Annotated in this window: 13 protein-coding genes and 1 pseudogene; 5 read left to right on the top strand and 9 right to left on the bottom strand. The window is 53.8% G+C overall.

Annotation, left to right across the window (positions count from 1 at the left end):
- The first annotated feature begins 217 nt into the window (after positions 1 to 217).
- From scpA to scpC, 4 genes and pseudogenes are all read left to right on the top strand, one after another.
- Complete coding sequence (gene scpA / locus OGY10_RS16650; protein ID WP_153686816.1) at positions 218 to 2,362, top strand: methylmalonyl-CoA mutase; 2,145 nt, start codon at positions 218 to 220, stop codon at positions 2,360 to 2,362.
- Entirely contained in the window at positions 2,355 to 3,350 is a 996-nt protein-coding gene (gene meaB / locus OGY10_RS16645; protein WP_032944909.1) for a methylmalonyl Co-A mutase-associated GTPase MeaB, read from the top strand. The genes scpA and meaB overlap by 8 nt, the downstream gene beginning before the upstream one ends.
- Before the next feature lie 10 nt (positions 3,351 to 3,360).
- Positions 3,361 to 4,146, top strand: coding sequence for a methylmalonyl-CoA decarboxylase (scpB, locus tag OGY10_RS16640; protein WP_008785757.1), 786 nt, complete (start codon positions 3,361 to 3,363; stop codon positions 4,144 to 4,146).
- A 24-nt stretch (positions 4,147 to 4,170) separates the two neighbouring features.
- Positions 4,171 to 5,637 (top strand): annotated as a pseudogene (scpC, locus tag OGY10_RS16635) (succinyl-CoA:acetate CoA-transferase ScpC).
- Here scpC and srsR read toward each other — a convergent pair.
- The 8 genes from srsR to tkt all read right to left on the bottom strand — a co-directional run bounded on the left by srsR (position 5,634) and on the right by tkt (position 15,256).
- Complete coding sequence (gene srsR / locus OGY10_RS16630) at positions 5,634 to 6,530, bottom strand: LysR family transcriptional regulator SrsR (RefSeq protein WP_079938655.1); 897 nt, start codon at positions 6,528 to 6,530, stop codon at positions 5,634 to 5,636. The pseudogene scpC and the gene srsR sit on opposite strands and share 4 nt — an antisense overlap.
- Positions 6,531 to 6,653: 123 nt before the next feature.
- Entirely contained in the window at positions 6,654 to 7,400 is a 747-nt protein-coding gene (locus OGY10_RS16625; protein WP_003825465.1) for an oxidative stress defense protein, read from the bottom strand.
- A 93-nt stretch (positions 7,401 to 7,493) separates the two neighbouring features.
- Positions 7,494 to 8,129 carry an arginine exporter ArgO gene (gene argO, locus OGY10_RS16620; RefSeq protein ID WP_003027005.1) on the bottom strand — a complete coding sequence of 212 codons (636 nt, stop codon included), beginning with the start codon at positions 8,127 to 8,129 and terminating at the stop codon, positions 7,494 to 7,496.
- A gap of 193 nt (positions 8,130 to 8,322) precedes the next feature.
- Positions 8,323 to 9,183, bottom strand: a complete 861-nt coding sequence (locus OGY10_RS16615; RefSeq protein WP_003825461.1) for a small-conductance mechanosensitive channel MscS — start codon at positions 9,181 to 9,183, stop codon at positions 8,323 to 8,325.
- A gap of 191 nt (positions 9,184 to 9,374) precedes the next feature.
- A complete protein-coding gene (gene fbaA / locus OGY10_RS16610; RefSeq protein WP_003027029.1) occupies positions 9,375 to 10,454 on the bottom strand; it encodes a class II fructose-bisphosphate aldolase in 1,080 nt (359 codons plus the stop codon).
- A gap of 88 nt (positions 10,455 to 10,542) precedes the next feature.
- The gene (gene pgk, locus OGY10_RS16605; RefSeq protein WP_003027032.1) at positions 10,543 to 11,706 is read right to left on the bottom strand and encodes a phosphoglycerate kinase; all 1,164 of its coding nucleotides are present in this window, start codon (positions 11,704 to 11,706) and stop codon (positions 10,543 to 10,545) included.
- Between the two features lie 39 nt (positions 11,707 to 11,745).
- Positions 11,746 to 12,774, bottom strand: coding sequence for an erythrose-4-phosphate dehydrogenase (epd, locus tag OGY10_RS16600; RefSeq protein WP_008785759.1), 1,029 nt, complete (start codon positions 12,772 to 12,774; stop codon positions 11,746 to 11,748).
- A gap of 490 nt (positions 12,775 to 13,264) precedes the next feature.
- Complete coding sequence (gene tkt / locus OGY10_RS16595; RefSeq protein ID WP_286577063.1) at positions 13,265 to 15,256, bottom strand: transketolase; 1,992 nt, start codon at positions 15,254 to 15,256, stop codon at positions 13,265 to 13,267.
- 279 nt (positions 15,257 to 15,535) lie between these two features.
- On the opposite strand from tkt, the gene loiP reads away from it, so the two are divergent.
- Positions 15,536 to 16,294, top strand: a complete 759-nt coding sequence (loiP, locus tag OGY10_RS16590; RefSeq protein ID WP_003825452.1) for a metalloprotease LoiP — start codon at positions 15,536 to 15,538, stop codon at positions 16,292 to 16,294.
- A gap of 101 nt (positions 16,295 to 16,395) precedes the next feature.
- On the opposite strand, the gene speB is transcribed toward loiP, so the two are convergent.
- Positions 16,396 to 17,316 (bottom strand): agmatinase, encoded by a 921-nt coding sequence (gene speB, locus OGY10_RS16585; RefSeq protein ID WP_005123314.1) that lies wholly within the window; start codon positions 17,314 to 17,316, stop codon positions 16,396 to 16,398.
- Between the last annotated feature and the right edge of the window lie 130 nt (positions 17,317 to 17,446).

Raw genomic sequence — 17,446 nt, 5'->3', positions numbered from 1 at the left:
GAGTGCCGGATGGTGGCGTAACGCCCTATCCGGCCGACAAGCCTTTTACCCTCTTTTCATGCTATTCCCGCCACGTCTTTGAAATAAATCACAAAATCAAACACGCCACGCGGCAAAAAACGACGCCCTGTTGGCTATTTTTTGCTGGCGACAAGCCAAATGAAAAAGCTCACCGTATTCGCAAAGATTCAACTTATTGCGTAATACGGAGCAAAAAATGGCAAACGTGCAGGAGTGGCAAACACTCGCCAATAAAGAACTCAGTCGACGGGAAAAAACCGTCGAGTCGCTGGAAAGACAGACGGCGGAAGGGATTGCCATCAAGCCGCTGTACACCGAAGCGGACCTCGATAATCTGGAAGTCACGGGCACCCTTCCCGGCCTGCCGCCTTACGTGCGTGGCCCGCGCGCCACCATGTATACCGCGCAGCCGTGGACCATTCGTCAGTACGCTGGTTTCTCTACCGCCAAAGAGTCCAACGCCTTTTACCGCCGCAACCTCGCCGCCGGGCAAAAAGGGCTTTCCGTCGCCTTTGACCTTGCCACCCATCGTGGCTATGACTCTGACAACCCGCGCGTGGCGGGTGACGTCGGCAAAGCGGGCGTGGCGATCGATACCGTCGAAGATATGAAGATACTGTTCGACCAGATCCCGCTGGATAAGATGTCAGTATCGATGACCATGAACGGCGCGGTTCTACCTGTTCTGGCGTTTTATATCGTCGCTGCAGAAGAACAAGGCGTAACGCCGGAACAACTCACCGGGACCATTCAGAACGATATTCTGAAAGAGTACCTGTGCCGCAACACCTACATTTATCCACCAAAACCGTCCATGCGCATTATCGCCGACATCATCGCCTGGTGCTCCGGCAACATGCCGCGCTTTAACACCATCAGCATCAGCGGCTATCACATGGGTGAAGCCGGAGCGAACTGCGTGCAGCAGGTAGCGTTTACGCTGGCAGACGGTATTGAATACATCAAAGCTGCACTCTCCGCCGGACTGAAAATTGATGACTTCGCCCCGCGCCTGTCGTTCTTCTTCGGTATCGGCATGGATCTGTTTATGAACGTCGCCATGCTGCGCGCGGCGCGCTATTTGTGGAGTGAAGCGGTCAGCAGCTTTGGCGCGACCAACCCGAAATCTCTCGCTCTGCGTACCCACTGCCAGACGTCTGGCTGGAGCCTGACCGAGCAGGATCCATATAACAACGTGGTACGAACCACTATTGAAGCACTCGGCGCTACGCTTGGCGGCACCCAGTCGCTGCATACCAACGCCTTTGATGAAGCGCTCGGTCTGCCCACCGATTTCTCCGCCCGTATTGCGCGTAATACGCAAATCATCATTCAGGAAGAATCAGAGATCTGCCGCACCGTTGATCCGCTGGCCGGATCGTATTACGTCGAGTCACTCACCGATCAAATTGTGAAGCAGGCACGCACGATCATCAAACAGATTGACGAGGCAGGCGGCATGGCGAAAGCGATCGAAGCCGGGCTCCCTAAACGGATGATCGAAGAAGCTTCCGCGCGTGAACAGTCGCTGATCGACCAGGGTAAGCGCGTTATCGTCGGCGTCAATAAGTACAAGCTGGATAAAGAAGACGAGACGTCGGTACTGGAGATCGACAACGTGAAGGTGCGCAACGAGCAGATTGCCTCGCTGAAACATATCCGCACCACCCGCGACAACGATGCCGTTAAAGCCGCGCTCACGGCACTGACCCACGCCGCGCAGCATAATGAAAACCTGCTGGCTGCTGCCGTCAACGCCGCCCGTGTTCGCGCCACGCTGGGTGAAATCTCCGACGCGCTGGAAGTCGCTTTTGATCGGTATCTGGTTCCCAGCCACTGCGTCACCGGCGTGATTGCGCAAAGCTATCACCAGTCAGACAAATCCGCCGATGAGTTCGATACCATCGTTGCGCAAACCGAGCAGTTCCTCGCGGAAAATGGCCGCCGCCCGCGTATTCTGATCGCCAAGATGGGTCAGGACGGCCACGATCGCGGCGCGAAGGTGATCGCCAGCGCCTATTCCGATCTCGGTTTCGATGTCGATCTCAGCCCGATGTTCTCCACTCCGGAAGAGATCGCCCGTCTGGCGGTAGAAAACGATGTGCATGTAATAGGCGCATCGTCACTGGCGGCGGGCCATAAAACGCTGATTCCTGAGTTGGTTACCGCACTCAAAAAATGGGGGCGTGAAGATATCTGCGTGGTAGCAGGAGGCGTTATTCCGCCACAGGATTACGCCTTCCTGCACGAACATGGCGTGGCAGCCATTTATGGCCCCGGCACGCCAATGCTCGACAGCGTCCGCGATGTGTTAACCCGTATCAGTCAGCATCATGATTAACGCCGCCACGCTTGAAGATACCGTCCGCCGTTTGCGACTCGGCGAACGGGCTACGCTCGCCCAGGCGATGACGCTGGTCGAAAGCAACCACCCGCGCCACCAGCCACTGAGTACGCAATTGCTGGACGCGATAATGCCGTTCACCGGTAACGCCCTGCGTTTGGGGATCACCGGTACGCCGGGCGCGGGCAAAAGCACTTTCCTGGAAGCATTCGGCATGCTGCTTATCCACCACGGATTACGGGTAGCGGTGATCGCCGTCGATCCCAGCAGCCCGGTCAGCGGCGGCAGCATTCTTGGCGATAAAACCCGCATGACGGAGCTGGCCCGCGCCGAATCTGCGTTTATTCGACCGGTCCCTTCCAGCGGTCATTTAGGCGGTGCCAGCCAGCGCGCCCGCGAATTAATGCTGCTGTGCGAAGCGGCTGGCTTTGACGTGGTGATTGTGGAAACCGTCGGCGTAGGACAGTCAGAAACCGAAGTCGCAGGCATGGTGGATTGCTTTATCTCACTGCAAATCGCTGGCGGTGGCGACGATTTACAGGGCATCAAAAAAGGACTGATGGAAATGGCGGATCTGGTCGTCATCAATAAGGACGACGGTGATAACCATACCAGCGTTGCCATTGCCCGCCATATGTACGAATCCGCCCTGCATATTCTGCGCCGCAAATATGACGAGTGGCAGCCGCGGGTTCTGACCTGTAGCGCCCTGGAAAAACGCGGTATCGAGGAGGTTTGGCAGGCGATTAGCGACTTTAAAACGTGCCTGACCGCCAGCGGCCGACTGGAAAAAGTTCGCCAGCAGCAGGCGGTGGACTGGTTACACCAGCAGGCTGAAGAAGAAGCCCTGCATCTGCTGTTTGCCCGCACCGATTTCGACCGCTATTTCCAGCAGACGCTACAGGCCGTCAAAAACAATGATCTTTCGCCGCGCACCGGTCTGCGGCACATCAGCGAATTTATTCAGCATCATTACTTTCAATAAAGAGAACATTATGTCTTATCAATACGTCAACGTGGTCATCATCCAGAAAGTCGCGGTTATTGAGTTCAATTACGCCCGCAAGCTCAATGCCCTGAGTAAAGTGTTTATTGACGATCTGATGCAGGCGCTGAGCGATCTCAATCGTGCGGACATTCGCTGCATCATTCTGCGCGCTCCGAGTGGAGCCAAAGTGTTCTCTGCCGGGCATGATATTCATGAACTCCCTACCGGACGTCGCGATCCGCTCTCTTATGACGATCCGCTGCGTCAGATAACCCGTATGATCCAAAAATACCCGAAGCCGGTGATCTCCATGGTCGAAGGCAGCGTCTGGGGCGGCGCGTTTGAGATGATCATGAGTTCCGATCTGATCATTGCAGCCAGTACCTCCACTTTCTCGATGACCCCGGTCAACCTCGGTGTGCCGTATAACCTGGTGGGCATCCACAACCTGACCCGCGACGCTGGTTTTCACATCGTGAAAGAGCTGATTTTTACCGCTTCGCCCATCACCGCTCAACGCGCCATGGCGGTCGGGATCCTTAACCATGTCGTGCCCGTCGAGGAACTGGAAGATTTCACTCTGCAAATGGCGCACCACATCTCGGAAAAAGCGCCGCTGGCCATCGCCGTCATCAAAGAAGAACTGCGCGTGCTTGGTGAAGCGCACACCATGAATTCCGATGAGTTCGAGCGTATTCAGGGCATGCGCCGCGCGGTGTACGACAGCGAGGATTATCAGGAAGGGATGAACGCGTTTATGGAAAAACGTAAACCAAATTTTGTTGGCCATTAATCACGTCCGAGGAAGGAGACGGCCATGAAACGGATGAGCGCCGAACAGGCGGCAGAAATTATCCAGCACGATGATATGGTGGCGTTTAGCAGCTTTACCCCTGCGGGTTCACCCAAAGCGTTACCCAGCGCAATTGCCCAACGCGCCTGCGAACGGCATCAGAACGGGCAGCCTTTTCAGATCCGCCTGCTGACCGGAGCATCAATTGGCGCCGCCGCTGATGATGTTCTATCCGCGGCGGATGCCGTTTCCTGACGGGCGCCTTATCAAACGTCATCGGGCCTGCGCGAGAAAATTAATCAGGGCCAGGTGAGGTTTGTCGATCTCCATTTGAGTGAAGTGGCGCAAATGGTTAATTACGGCTTTTTTGGCGAGATCGATGTTGCCGTCATTGAAGCCTCCGCCATTGCGCCAGATGGCCGGATTTGGCTTTCCAGCGGTATTGGTAATGCGCCGACCTGGCTGCTGCGGGCGAAAAAAGTGATCATTGAATTGAATCATTACCATAATCCGCGCGTGGCGGAGTTTGCCGACATCGTGATACCCGGTGCGCCGCCGCGGCGTAACAGCGTACCCATTTTTCATACCATGGATCGCGTAGGCAGTCAGTGTGTACAGATAGACCCCAAAAAGGTGGTTGCGGTGGTGGATACCGAGCTGCCCGATGCCGGAAATGCGGCGGATAAAACCAATCCGGTCAGCCAGCAAATTGCCGATAACGTCGTCACTTTCCTGCTGGCAGAAATGGCTCACAAACGTATTCCAGCTGAGTTTCTACCCTTACAAAGCGGCGTGGGCAATATCAACAACGCGGTAATGGCGCGACTGGGCGAGAACCCGGATATCCCGCCCTTTATGATGTATTCGGAGGTGTTGCAGGAGTCGGTGGTGCATCTGCTGGAAACGGGCAAGATAACAGGTGCCAGCGCCTCCAGCCTGACCATTTCAGCCCCGTCGCTACAGAAGATTTACGACAACATGGACTTCTTCGCCAGCCGGATTGTGCTGCGCCCGCAGGAGATCTCCAATAACCCGGAGATCATCCGTCGGCTGGGGGTTATTGCGCTCAACGTCGGTCTGGAGTTTGATATCTACGGCCATGCCAATTCCACGCACGTTGCGGGGGTGAACCTGATGAATGGCATCGGCGGCAGCGGGGATTTCGAGCGCAATGCCTACCTGTCTATCTTTATGGCGCCGTCGATTGCCAAAGGCGGGAAAATCTCCACCATCGTACCGATGTGCAGCCATGTCGACCACAGCGAACATAGCGTTAAAGTGATCGTGACCGAACAAGGGATTGCCGATCTGCGTGGGCTATCTCCGATGCAGCGGGCGCACACGATTATCGATAACTGTGCGCACCCTCTTTACCGGGATTATCTGCACCGCTATCTGGAGAAAGCACCCGGCGGACATATCCATCACGATCTCAGCCATGCGTTCGATCTGCATCGTAATCTTCTCGAAACAGGATCGATGCTCGGTTAATTTGCGCTACCGTCACGATCCTCAGCAATATGCTCGAGCATGGTGGCGGTATAGCGATGATTTTTCAGCGAATAGAGAAACTCCTGCATATACATGGGGCTGCCGGGCGCATCGAAATACTTTAGCGTCGACGGGTTCACCAGCCGCCAGGCGAAATGAGGGATCACCGTCAAAAACTGTCCGCGCTCTACCGCGCTGATCTTGGCCATAAAGCTGTACGGACGGTAGATAATCGTCGGGTTGATCCCGCAGGGCCGCATGTATGCATCCAGCATCGCCTCAAAGTTGGCGCGATTCTGGAAGCGCATTTGCAGCCAGGGCAGCTCGCGCAGCAGATCCTGCGGCTGTTTTTCTTCGTAGCGCCGGGAAACGAGAAAACCCAGACGCAGCGGAGGCAGCTCGCTAATCGCCAGATTCTCCAGTTCCTGGACGCGGGGGGAAACGTGCTGCGGCGAGATAATAAAATCCAGTTTGCGATCGAACAGGTTATCAATCACCCCATTCTCGCTGAATTCAACGGCCTGAGCCGTCACGCCGTCATACTTGTCACCAAGGCTAATCAACTGGTCAAAAATAATCGTTGGGTAGGTATTGTCGATCCCGATGACGATTTCCCGCGAGCGGCGAGAGGCGTTATGGATTTCGTTATCAATGGCAGAAAGGCGCTGATAAACGGGAAACAGCTTCTGATACAGTTCCTGTCCGGCTTTATTCAGACTGATGTTGTTATCTTTGCGGGTAAACAGCGTATAGCCGATTTGATCCTCCAGTGCGGCAATGCTTTTACCGAAAGGCGATGCGGTCATATGTATTTTTTCTGCCGCTCTGGCAATGTTATTGGTTTGCGCCAGCAGAATGAAATTACGCATCTTTTTCGAGATAAAAATATCCATAGCGTCCCCTTAAAAATCGCTATGGCCTATCCTCATTACGGCGAAAAAAAAGACTGGATGTGGGGTCTCATTTTTACAGTTGCTCACAGAAAAAACCCGGCTGGAAAGCCGGGTCTGCAATGATTACTGGGTTTTGGCTGGCGTTGCTGCTGGTTGCCCCGCCGTCGGCTCAATCTGGAAGACCACATCAACCTGATCGTCAAACTGAATAACCGGCTGTTCGTAGGTTTCCTGAGCGGATGTCGCAGGCGCTGCATCTGCTTTCATCATCCGTACCATCGGGCTCGGTTGATAATTGGAAACGTGGTAACGCACGCTGTAAACGGGCCCCAGTTTGCTGTTAAAGCCCGCAGCTAACTGCTCAGCCTGATGAATAGCATCATCAATTGCTGCTTTACGCGCTTTATCTTTGTAAGTATCCGGCTGGGCAACGCCAAGCGATACCGAACGGATCTCATTCAGACCGGCCTTCAGTGCACCATCGAGCAGCGCATTGAGTTTGTCCAACTGACGCAGCGTGACCTCAACGGTACGTACCGCACGATAGCCTTTAAGGACGCTTTTACCATTCTGGTAGTCGTAGTCCGGCTGGGTGCGCAGGTTTGCCGCGCTAATATCTTTCTTCGCTATCTGGTTCTGTTCAAGGAAGGACAGATATTGCGCCACGCGCTCATCAGCCTGCTTCTTCGCTGAAGCCGCATCCTTTGCAGCTACGTTCACTTCAATCGCCAGAGTAGCGATGTCTGGTGTCGCATCCACGCTTGCCGTTCCGGAAGTCACGATGTGCGGTCCATTTGGCAACTCATTTGCCTGTACCGATAGTGCGCTGAATCCGACTAATGCCGCCAGGGCCATTATTTTGAACTTCACGGTCGTTCCTCCATGTTTCATTAATTACCCCGAAACTCAGGGCACATGCAGGCAAGCTTAGCCGATCTCGCTGCGTTGTCCATCAGACAACACTTAGTTGAACAACGCATGAACGTGCGCAACACCTTCTTTTGCCAACTGAAAAGCGATAAACCACATCACCAATCCTACCAGGGTATTGATGATCCGCTGTGCTTTAGCAGTGCGCAAACGCGGAGCGAGCCAGGCCGCCAGCAATGCCAGGCCGAAGAACCACAAGAACGAAGCGCTGACAGTACCCAGCGCAAACCAGCGCTTAGGCTCAACGTCCAGTTGGCCTCCCAGACTCCCAAGCACCACAAAGGTATCCAGATAAACATGGGGATTGAGCCATGTCACCGCCAGCATAGTAGCGATAATTTTCCAGCGTCCCTGCTTCATCACCTCGGCGCTGGCCAGTTCCAGGTTACTGCTCATCGCCGTTTTTAACGCCCCGAAACCGTACCAGAGTAAAAATGCCACCCCACCCCAGGTGACAAGCGCCATCAGCCATGGTGACTGCATCAGCAAGGCGCTACCGCCAAAGATCCCCGCGCAAATCAGCACTAAGTCGCTGATAGCGCAGAGTAAAGCAATCATGATGTGATACTGGCGACGGATCCCCTGATTCATCACGAAGGCGTTTTGCGGACCGAGCGGAAGTATCATAGCCGCACCAAGTGCAAGCCCTTGAAAATAATACGATAACACGTTAATCATCCCGAACTGTTTCTCTTAGGAGCAGACTATAGCGCGGGGAAAACATTAGCGGAAATGGATAATTTTAATCAGGGATAAGAAGAATTAATACCAAGGGGGGGGGAAATGCCGGATGACGGCTGACGCCTTATCCGGCCTACAAAACCTGCGTGCCCGGTAAGCGATAGCGCCACCGGGCACGCGATTACTCTGCCGCGCTCTCTTTCACACGCTTGAAGTTCACATCCATCTGCGGGTACGGGAAGCTGATACCGTTGGCGTCAAACTCGCGTTTAATACGCTCCAGTACGTCCCAGTAGACGCTTTGCAGATCGCTACTGTTGCTCCAGACGCGTACCACAAAATTGATCGAGGAAGCGCCCAGCTCATTCAGGCGCACCGTCATTTCACGATCTTTAAGGATACGCTCGTCAGACTGAATGATATCGGTGAGGATTTTTTTCACCTGATCGATATCGGAGTCGTAAGCCACGCCGATGATAAATTCGTTACGACGAACCGGCTCACGAGAGAAGTTAATGATGTTTCCGGCAATGATTTTACCGTTTGGGATCACCACAATCTTACCGTCTACGGTACGCATAGTCGTGGAGAAAATCTGCACGTTGAGTACGGTTCCCGCTACGCCGCCGAGGTCTACATACTCACCTGCGCGGAACGGACGGAACATCACCAGCAGCACGCCAGCGGCGAGGTTGGACAGCGAACCTTGCAGCGCCAGACCAACGGCTAAACCTGCGGCACCGAGAACGGCAATCACAGAAGCGGTTTGTACCCCAACGCGACCCAGAGCGGCAATCAGCGTGAACGCGATAATACCGTAGCGCACCAGTGCGGAGAGGAAGTCAGCAACGGTTGCATCAATTTTACGTGCCACCATCAGGCGGTTAACGGTGTTTGATACGATTCGCGCCACAATCATACCGATAATGACAATGGCGATGGCCGCAACGATGTTGACGGCATAGCTTAACAGCAGCTCCTGATTGCGGACCAGCCAGGTGCCCGCACCATTTATGCTGTCGACAACATTCAAATCTTCCATTCAATATTCCTTTTTTGCTTACCCAAATGGGAAAAATAAAGCCGTCCCAACGGGACTGGCAATCTGACAAGGGTAAACAATAAACCTGGATTTTGCCAAACAGATCACAGAATTCTCTGCCAGCAGCATATTGAAATGGCAATAAAAAAGGCCCGCATTTGCGGGCCTCATGTCACGTAGAACGGCGTAAATTACAGAACGTCAACCGCGTTCAGTTCTTTGAAAGCCTGTTCCAGACGGGTGATCATGGTTGCCTGACCAGCACGCAGCCATACGCGCGGATCGTAGTATTTCTTGTTCGGCTGATCTTCGCCTTTCGGGTTGCCCAGCTGGCCCTGCAGGTAAGCTTCGTTCGCTTTGTAGTAGTTCAGAACACCTTCCCAGGTAGCCCATTGGGTATCGGTGTCGATGTTCATTTTCACTACGCCATAGCTTACGGAGTCTTTGATTTCCTGAGCAGTAGAACCGGAACCGCCGTGGAAGACGAAGTTCAGGCTGTTGTGCGGCAGGTTATGTTTCTTAGAAACATAGTCCTGAGAGTCGCGCAGGATGGTCGGTGTCAGAACAACGTTACCCGGCTTATAAACGCCGTGTACGTTACCGAAGGAAGCTGCGATGGTGAAACGCGGGCTGATTTTGCTCAGCTCGGTGTATGCGTAATCAACGTCTTCCGGCTGGGTGTACAGTGCAGAAGCGTCCATGTGGCTGTTGTCCACGCCGTCTTCTTCGCCACCGGTGCAACCCAGTTCGATTTCCAGGGTCATGCCCATTTTGGACATGCGCGCCAGGTATTTGGAGCAGATTTCGATGTTCTCTTCCAGAGACTCTTCAGACAGGTCGATCATGTGAGAAGAGAACAGCGGTTTGCCGGTTGCTGCGAAGTGTTTTTCACCCGCGTCCAGCAGACCGTCGATCCACGGCAGCAGTTTCTTCGCGCAGTGGTCAGTGTGCAGGATAACCGGAACACCGTAGTGTTCAGCCATCTGGTGAACGTGATGCGCGCCAGAGATAGCACCCAGGATTGCAGCGCCCTGAGGAACGTCAGACTTCACGCCTTTACCCGCGATGAAAGAAGCACCACCGTTGGAGAACTGTACGATTACCGGCGCTTTAACTTTTGCAGCGGTTTCCAGAACGGCGTTGATGGAGTCGGTACCAACGCAGTTAACAGCTGGCAGGGCAAAGTTGTTTTCTTTTGCTACCTGGAAAACTTTCTGTACGTCATCACCAGTGATTACGCCTGGTTTTACGAAATCAAAAATTTTAGACATATTACGAATCCTGTATCTTCGGCCTTGGAAAGGGCGCGCGCTCTAAAGCGCGCTAATAATTGGGCAGGTTTCCCTGCCCATTAAATGCTTACTTTTTAGCGCGCTCTTCGAGCATCGCTACTGCTGGCAATACTTTACCTTCCACGAATTCGAGGAAAGCGCCGCCGCCAGTGGAGATGTAGGAGATTTTGTCAGCAATGCCGAACAGGTCGATTGCTGCCAGGGTGTCACCGCCGCCTGCGATAGAGAACGCTTCGCTGTCTGCGATAGCGTTAGCAACGATTTCAGTACCTTTGCGGAAGTTCGGGAATTCGAACACGCCAACCGGGCCATTCCACAGAATGGTTTTCGCATTTTTCAGGATGTCAGCCAGCTGCTGTGCAGAAGCGTCGCCGATGTCCAGGATCTGCTCGTCTTCTTTCACATCGCTAACGGACTTCAGAGTAGCCGGTGCAGTTTCAGAGAATTCAGTCGCTACGCGAACGTCAGTCGGGACCGGGATGTCGCAAGTGGTCAGCAGACGCTTAGCTTCGTCAACCAGGTCAGCTTCGTACAGGGATTTACCCACGTTGTGGCCTTGAGCGGCAACGAAGGTGTTCGCGATACCACCGCCAACGATCAGCTGGTCAGCGATTTTTGACAGAGAATCCAGAACGGTCAGTTTGGTGGAAACTTTAGAACCGCCAACGATAGCAACCATCGGACGAGCAGGTTCTTTCAGTGCTTTACCCAGCGCATCCAGCTCAGCAGCCAGCAGCGGACCTGCGCAAGCTACATCAGCGAATTTACCGATACCGTGAGTAGAAGCCTGTGCACGGTGAGCTGTACCGAAAGCGTCCATTACGAATACGTCGCACAGCGCAGCATATTTTTTGGACAGTGCTTCGTCGTCTTTCTTCTCGCCTTTGTTGAAGCGAACGTTTTCCAGAACCACCAGTTCACCGGCAGCGACTTCAACGCCGTCCAGGTAATCTTTTACCAGGCGAACCGGAGCAGACAGTTTGTCTTTCAGGTAGTTAACAACCGGCAGCAGAGAGAATTCTTCGTTGTACTCGCCTTCGGTAGGACGACCCAGGTGGGAAGTTACCATCACTTTCGCACCCTGTTTCAGGGCCAGTTCGATGGTCGGCAGAGAAGCACGGATACGCGCATCGCTGGTTACTTTCCCTTCTTTAACTGGTACGTTCAGGTCCGCACGGATAAAAACGCGTTTACCAGCCAGATCCAGATCGGTCATCTTAATTACAGACATGGTGAATCCTCTCGTTGATTCATAAAGTTTTGTCGACGCTCAAGCGTCGAGCCTGAAACCAATAGCAGCCATCGCTAACGTAGTGTCGAGCATACGGTTAGCAAAGCCCCATTCATTATCACACCAGACCAGCGTTTTGATCAGGTGAGCGCCACTCACACGCGTTTGCGTACCATCAACGATGGCACTGTGCGGGTCGTGGTTAAAATCTACAGAGACCAACGGTAATTCCGTATAGTCAACTATACCATGAAATGCACCTTGTGCTGCTTTTTGCAGCAACTGGTTGACTTCACTGGCTTTTACTGGTTTTTTCACCGTCACGCTTAAGTCGATCGCCGTCACATTTATGGTCGGTACACGCACCGCTATCGCTTCAAAACGATCGTTAAACTGCGGAAAAATTCGCGTGATGCCCGCCGCCAGTTTGGTATCAACCGGAATAATCGACTGGCTGGCCGCTCGCGTGCGACGCAGGTCAGGATGATAAGCATCAATAACCTGCTGATCGTGCATCGCGGAGTGGATCGTGGTGACGGTACCAGACTCAATGCCGTAAGCATCATCCAGCAATTTAATGACGGGTATTATGCAATTCGTGGTGCAGGAAGCGTTGGAAACGATCCGGTGCTCAGCGCGCAGCTGATCCTGATTAACGCCATACACAACGGTTGCGTCGATGTCGTGACTACCAGGATGTGAAAAGAGCACTTTTTTTGCACCAGCGGCAATATGCGCCTCGCCGTGTTCGCGATTGCCGAAGACCCCCGTACAATCCAGCACGATGTCGACACCCAGTTCGCGCCATGGAAGTGCATCGAGTGTTCGCTCATGCAGAATGCGGATAGCGTCATCGCCAACGATGAGCTGGTCACGTTCCTGACGAACATCCCAGGCAAAACGTCCATGGCTGGTGTCATATTTCAACAAATGCGCCATGCCTGCAGCATCCGCAAGTTCGTTGATTGCCACCACGGTGATTTCCGCCCGACGCCCGGATTCATACAAAGCACGAACCACGTTGCGTCCGATGCGACCGAAACCATTAATCGCTACGCGTACGGTCATAGGTCTCCTGCAAGGATTTCTCAGAAACGATGTGGCAGACAGAGTAATGCAGCAAATCGCTCAGGGAAACCTTACCTGTCGCAAACTGCGACTAATTGGTTAATTGTCGAACATTTAATCGACTGAAACGCTTCAGCTAGAATAAGCGAAACGCGGAATAAAAGGAATGATTGTCCAGCAACAGAACACAGTTATCTGACTTGCGTCACATTTTAACGCCCTTCAACGCTAAATTTATTCCATATTCCAGAATGACGAATAACCGTAGCAAAATTATTTCATTGTCGTGTTACACACCCTGATTTAAATCAGAAAGCCCCCTAACCTGCATCTAATCACCAGCGCGAGGTCCGAGTCCCGGAGCCCTTCAATAATGCCGCAGACGGTCTGGATAGCAGACTGAGCCGTGCGATTGCGCAACGCGCGGCGCGTTCCGGAAAAGCAAAAAAAACGGGCCGCCTGAGCGACCCGTTTTCACCTGTAATCGAAATTACAGCAGTTCTTTTGCTTTCGCGACAACGTTGTCTACGGTGAAGCCGAACTCTTCAAACAGCAGCTCTGCCGGAGCAGACTCACCGAAGGTGGTCATACCGACGATTGCGCCGTTCAGGCCCACGTATTTGAACCAGTAGTCAGCGATACCTGCTTCCACTGCAACGCGAGCGGAAACCGCTTTCGGCAGCACAGACTCACGGTAAGCGGCATCCTGTTTGTCGAACGCGTCGGTAGACGGCATGGAAACCACGCGAGCCTTCACGCCTTCGGCAGTCAGTTTGTCCCACGCAGCCACAGCCAGCTCAACTTCAGAACCAGTTGCGATGAAGATCAGTTCCGGCTGACCGTCGCAGTCTTTCAGCACGTAACCACCGCGAGCGATGTTTGCCAGTTGCTCTTCGGTACGCTCCTGCTGTGCCAGGTTCTGGCGGGAGAGGATCAGCGCGGTCGGGCCGTCCTGACGCTCAACACCGTATTTCCACGCAACGGCGGATTCAACCTGGTCACACGGACGCCATGTGCTCATGTTCGGGGTCACACGCAGAGAAGCAACCTGCTCTACCGGCTGGTGAGTCGGGCCGTCTTCGCCCAGACCGATGGAGTCGTGGGTGTAGACCATGACCTGACGCTGTTTCATCAGCGCAGCCATACGCACCGCGTTACGGGCATATTCCACAAACATCAGGAAGGTGGAGGTGTACGGCAGGAAACCACCGTGCAGGGAGATACCGTTCGCGATAGCGGTCATACCGAATTCACGCACACCGTAATGGATGTAGTTACCGGCAGTATCTTCGTTAATCGCTTTCGAACCAGACCACAGCGTCAGGTTAGACGGTGCCAGGTCAGCGGAGCCGCCGAGGAATTCAGGCAGCAGAGGACCGAAGGCTTCAATCGCGTTCTGAGAAGCTTTACGGCTGGCGATTTTCGCCGGATTAGCCTGCAGCTTAGCAATGAACTCGTTCGCTTTTGCGTCGAAGTCAGACGGCATTTCACCTTTCATACGACGGGTGAATTCAGCCGCTTCCTGCGGGTAGGCTTTCGCATAAGCAGCGAACTTCTCGTTCCATGCAGCTTCTTTTGCCTGACCGGCTTCTTTCGCATCCCACTGCGCGTAGATTTCAGACGGGATTTCGAACGGCGCGTATTTCCAGCCCAGCTGTTCACGGGTCAGTGCGATTTCTGCATCGCCCAGCGGTGCACCGTGAGAGTCGTGAGTACCCGCTTTGTTCGGAGAACCGAAACCGATGATGGTTTTGCACATCAGCAGGGACGGTTTGTCGGTTACTGCGCGTGCTTCTTCAACTGCGCGTTTAATGGCGTCAGCATCGTGGCCATCAACGCCACGGACCACATGCCAGCCGTAAGCTTCAAAACGCTTCGCGGTGTCGTCGGTGAACCAGCCTTCAACGTGGCCATCGATAGAGATGCCGTTGTCATCGTAGAACGCAACCAGTTTACCCAGCTTCAGCGTACCGGCCAGGGAACATACCTCGTGAGAGATACCTTCCATCATGCAGCCGTCGCCCATGAAAGCATAGGTGAAGTGGTCAACGATGTCGTGACCTGGACGGTTAAACTGCGCCGCCAGCGTTTTTTCAGCGATAGCCATACCCACTGCATTCGCAATACCCTGACCCAGAGGACCTGTAGTGGTTTCAACACCGGCGGTGTAACCCACTTCCGGGTGACCCGGAGTTTTGGAGTGCAGCTGACGGAAGTTCTGCAGCTCGGACATCGGCAGATCGTAGCCGGTGAGGTGCAGCAGGCTATAAATCAGCATGGAGCCGTGACCGTTGGACAGCACGAAGCGGTCACGGTCAGCCCAGCACGGGTTAGTCGGGTTGTGGTTCAGGAAATCACGCCACAGGACTTCGGCAATGTCAGCCATACCCATCGGGGCACCCGGGTGACCGGATTTGGCTTTCTGTACTGCGTCCATGCTCAGCGCACGAATAGCATTGGCAAGCTCTTTACGTGAGGACATTTTGACTCCAGATCGGATAATGAAGGCTGAGCCCTTAACGACTTGACGACAGCGCGTTTTGGGCTACGCCGGAAAAAAGTGCCAACAATGTAACCCAAGCCGCGTGTCATGTACATGGAGCATCCTTTTGCCGCTTCAGAAATCTCTGGATCATGCGCGCAAGTTGCGCAATCTTCTCGCCCGCGTATTGTTCTTTTCTTTATACTTAGGCCGAGCGTCGGTTCACCTGCAAACGACGTAATTTTTAGAATAATCCTGACTTTGTGCGGAAGAGAAAAAATGAAAATTCGCGCTTTACTGCTTGCTACGAGCATGGCTGCGGCATTGACCGGCTGCCAGAACATGGACTCCAACGGACTGCTTTCTTCTGGCGCGGAGGCTTTTCAGGCCTACAGTCTGAGCGATGCTCAGGTAAAAGCGCTGAGCGATCAGGCCTGTAAAGATATGGACAGCAAGGCTACTATCGCCCCGGCCAGCAGCGAGTACGCAACGCGTCTTGGCAAAATCGCCGCCGCGCTTGGCGATAACATTAACGGCCAGCCGGTGAACTACAAAGTCTATATGGCGAAAGATGTGAATGCCTTTGCCATGGCAAACGGCTGTATCCGCGTGTACAGCGGCCTGATGGATATGATGACCGACAACGAAGTCGAAGCGGTGATCGGCCATGAAATGGGCCACGTCGCGCTGGGTCACGTGAAAAAAGGTATGCAGGTTGCGCTGGGTACCAACGCCGTACGTGCAGCGGCGGCATCCGCTGGCGGCATTGTCGGCAGCCTGTCGCAGTCGCAATTGGGCGATCTTGGCGAGAAACTGGTGAACTCGCAGTTCTCCCAGCGTCAGGAATCCGAGGCGGATGATTACTCGTATGATTTGTTGCGCAAACGCGGGATCAATCCGGCAGGTTTAGCCACCAGCTTTGAGAAACTGGCCAAACTGGAAGCTGGACGTCAAAGCTCAATGTTTGACGATCACCCGGCATCCGCAGAACGTGCGCAACATATTCGCGATCGCATGAGCGCAGACGGGATCAAATAACCCTTGAACACTGCCGGATGGCGGCGTGAACGCCTTATCCGGCCTACAAGCATCAACCAGCTGTAGGCCGGATTAGCGTTAGCGACATCCGGCAAAACAACTTATTCGCCTTTCTTCGCCGCCTGAATATACAGCATTTCCAGAGCCAGCGTAGCCGCCGCCAGCGCGGTGATCTCAGACTGATCGTAGGCCGGAGCCACTTCAACGACGTCCATCCCGACGATGTTCAGATCTTTCAGACCACGTACCAGCTTGATCGCGCGATCGGAAGTCAGACCGCCAATCACTGGCGTACCGGTACCCGGCGCAAACGCTGGATCCAGACAGTCGATATCAAAGGTCAGATACACCGGCATATCACCGACAATCTGCTTAACCTGGGCGATGATGTCATCTACGCCGCGATCGTTCACCTGGCAGGCATCCAGCACGGTAAAGCCGTTGTCTTTGTCGAATTCGGTACGAATACCAATCTGCACAGAGTGATTCGGATCGATCAGACCTTCGTTCGGCGCAGTGTAGAACATGGTGCCGTGGTCGAATTCGCAGCCGTTCGCGTAGGTATCGGTGTGGGCATCAAAATGCACCAGCGCCATTTTACCAAAATGCTTAGCGTGTGCGCGCAACAGCGGCAGCGTGACGAAGTGGTCGCCGCCGAAAGAGAGCATGCGCTTACCGGCAGAAAGCAGCTTCTCAGCATGAGCCTGCAGTTTTTCACTCATTTCACGCGCATCACCGAAGGCATAAACCAGATCGCCGCAGTCCACCACGTTCAGGCGCTCGCGCATATCGAAGTTCCACGGGAAGCGGTTATGCTCCCACGCCAGATTAGTGGAAACCTGACGGATCGCCGCCGGACCATGACGCCCGCCCGCACGACCAGACGTTGCCATATCAAACGGTACGCCGGTGATCACCCAATCGGCGTCGCTGTCGTATGGCATGAAGTTCATCGGCAGACGTAAAAAACCAAAGGCGTTAGAAACCAGGGAGTTGTCGTATTGATGACCTAAGGTGCTCATGGCAAAAACCTCATATTCGTCGGTATAAAAAAACCCTTCCGCGTCGTTAGGCCCGACGAGGAAGGGTTAGATTTTTTAAAACACATTTTGTGCAATTATCGCCTTAAAACTTCCCCGCTTCAAGCAGCGC

This window comes from Citrobacter sp. Cpo148 (assembly GCF_030332375.1).
GTDB classification, from domain to species: domain Bacteria; phylum Pseudomonadota; class Gammaproteobacteria; order Enterobacterales; family Enterobacteriaceae; genus Citrobacter; species Citrobacter portucalensis.
The sequence above is the reverse complement of the archived record's forward strand: the minus strand, read 5'-3'. Positions and strand labels throughout refer to the sequence as shown.

What these genes read in the sequence shown, in the direction of transcription:
- tkt (WP_286577063.1), bottom strand. Translation starts at nt 15,256, where the DNA reads ATGTCCTCACGTAAAGAGCTTGCCAATGCTATTCGTGCGCTGAGCATG.
- srsR (WP_079938655.1), bottom strand. Translation starts at nt 6,530, where the DNA reads ATGGATATTTTTATCTCGAAAAAGATGCGTAATTTCATTCTGCTGGCG.
- loiP (WP_003825452.1), top strand. Translation starts at nt 15,536, where the DNA reads ATGAAAATTCGCGCTTTACTGCTTGCTACGAGCATGGCTGCGGCATTG.
- scpA (WP_153686816.1), top strand. Translation starts at nt 218, where the DNA reads ATGGCAAACGTGCAGGAGTGGCAAACACTCGCCAATAAAGAACTCAGT.
- fbaA (WP_003027029.1), bottom strand. Translation starts at nt 10,454, where the DNA reads ATGTCTAAAATTTTTGATTTCGTAAAACCAGGCGTAATCACTGGTGAT.
- pgk (WP_003027032.1), bottom strand. Translation starts at nt 11,706, where the DNA reads ATGTCTGTAATTAAGATGACCGATCTGGATCTGGCTGGTAAACGCGTT.
- epd (WP_008785759.1), bottom strand. Translation starts at nt 12,774, where the DNA reads ATGACCGTACGCGTAGCGATTAATGGTTTCGGTCGCATCGGACGCAAC.
- OGY10_RS16615 (WP_003825461.1), bottom strand. Translation starts at nt 9,183, where the DNA reads ATGGAAGATTTGAATGTTGTCGACAGCATAAATGGTGCGGGCACCTGG.
- meaB (WP_032944909.1), top strand. Translation starts at nt 2,355, where the DNA reads ATGATTAACGCCGCCACGCTTGAAGATACCGTCCGCCGTTTGCGACTC.
- speB (WP_005123314.1), bottom strand. Translation starts at nt 17,316, where the DNA reads ATGAGCACCTTAGGTCATCAATACGACAACTCCCTGGTTTCTAACGCC.
- scpB (WP_008785757.1), top strand. Translation starts at nt 3,361, where the DNA reads ATGTCTTATCAATACGTCAACGTGGTCATCATCCAGAAAGTCGCGGTT.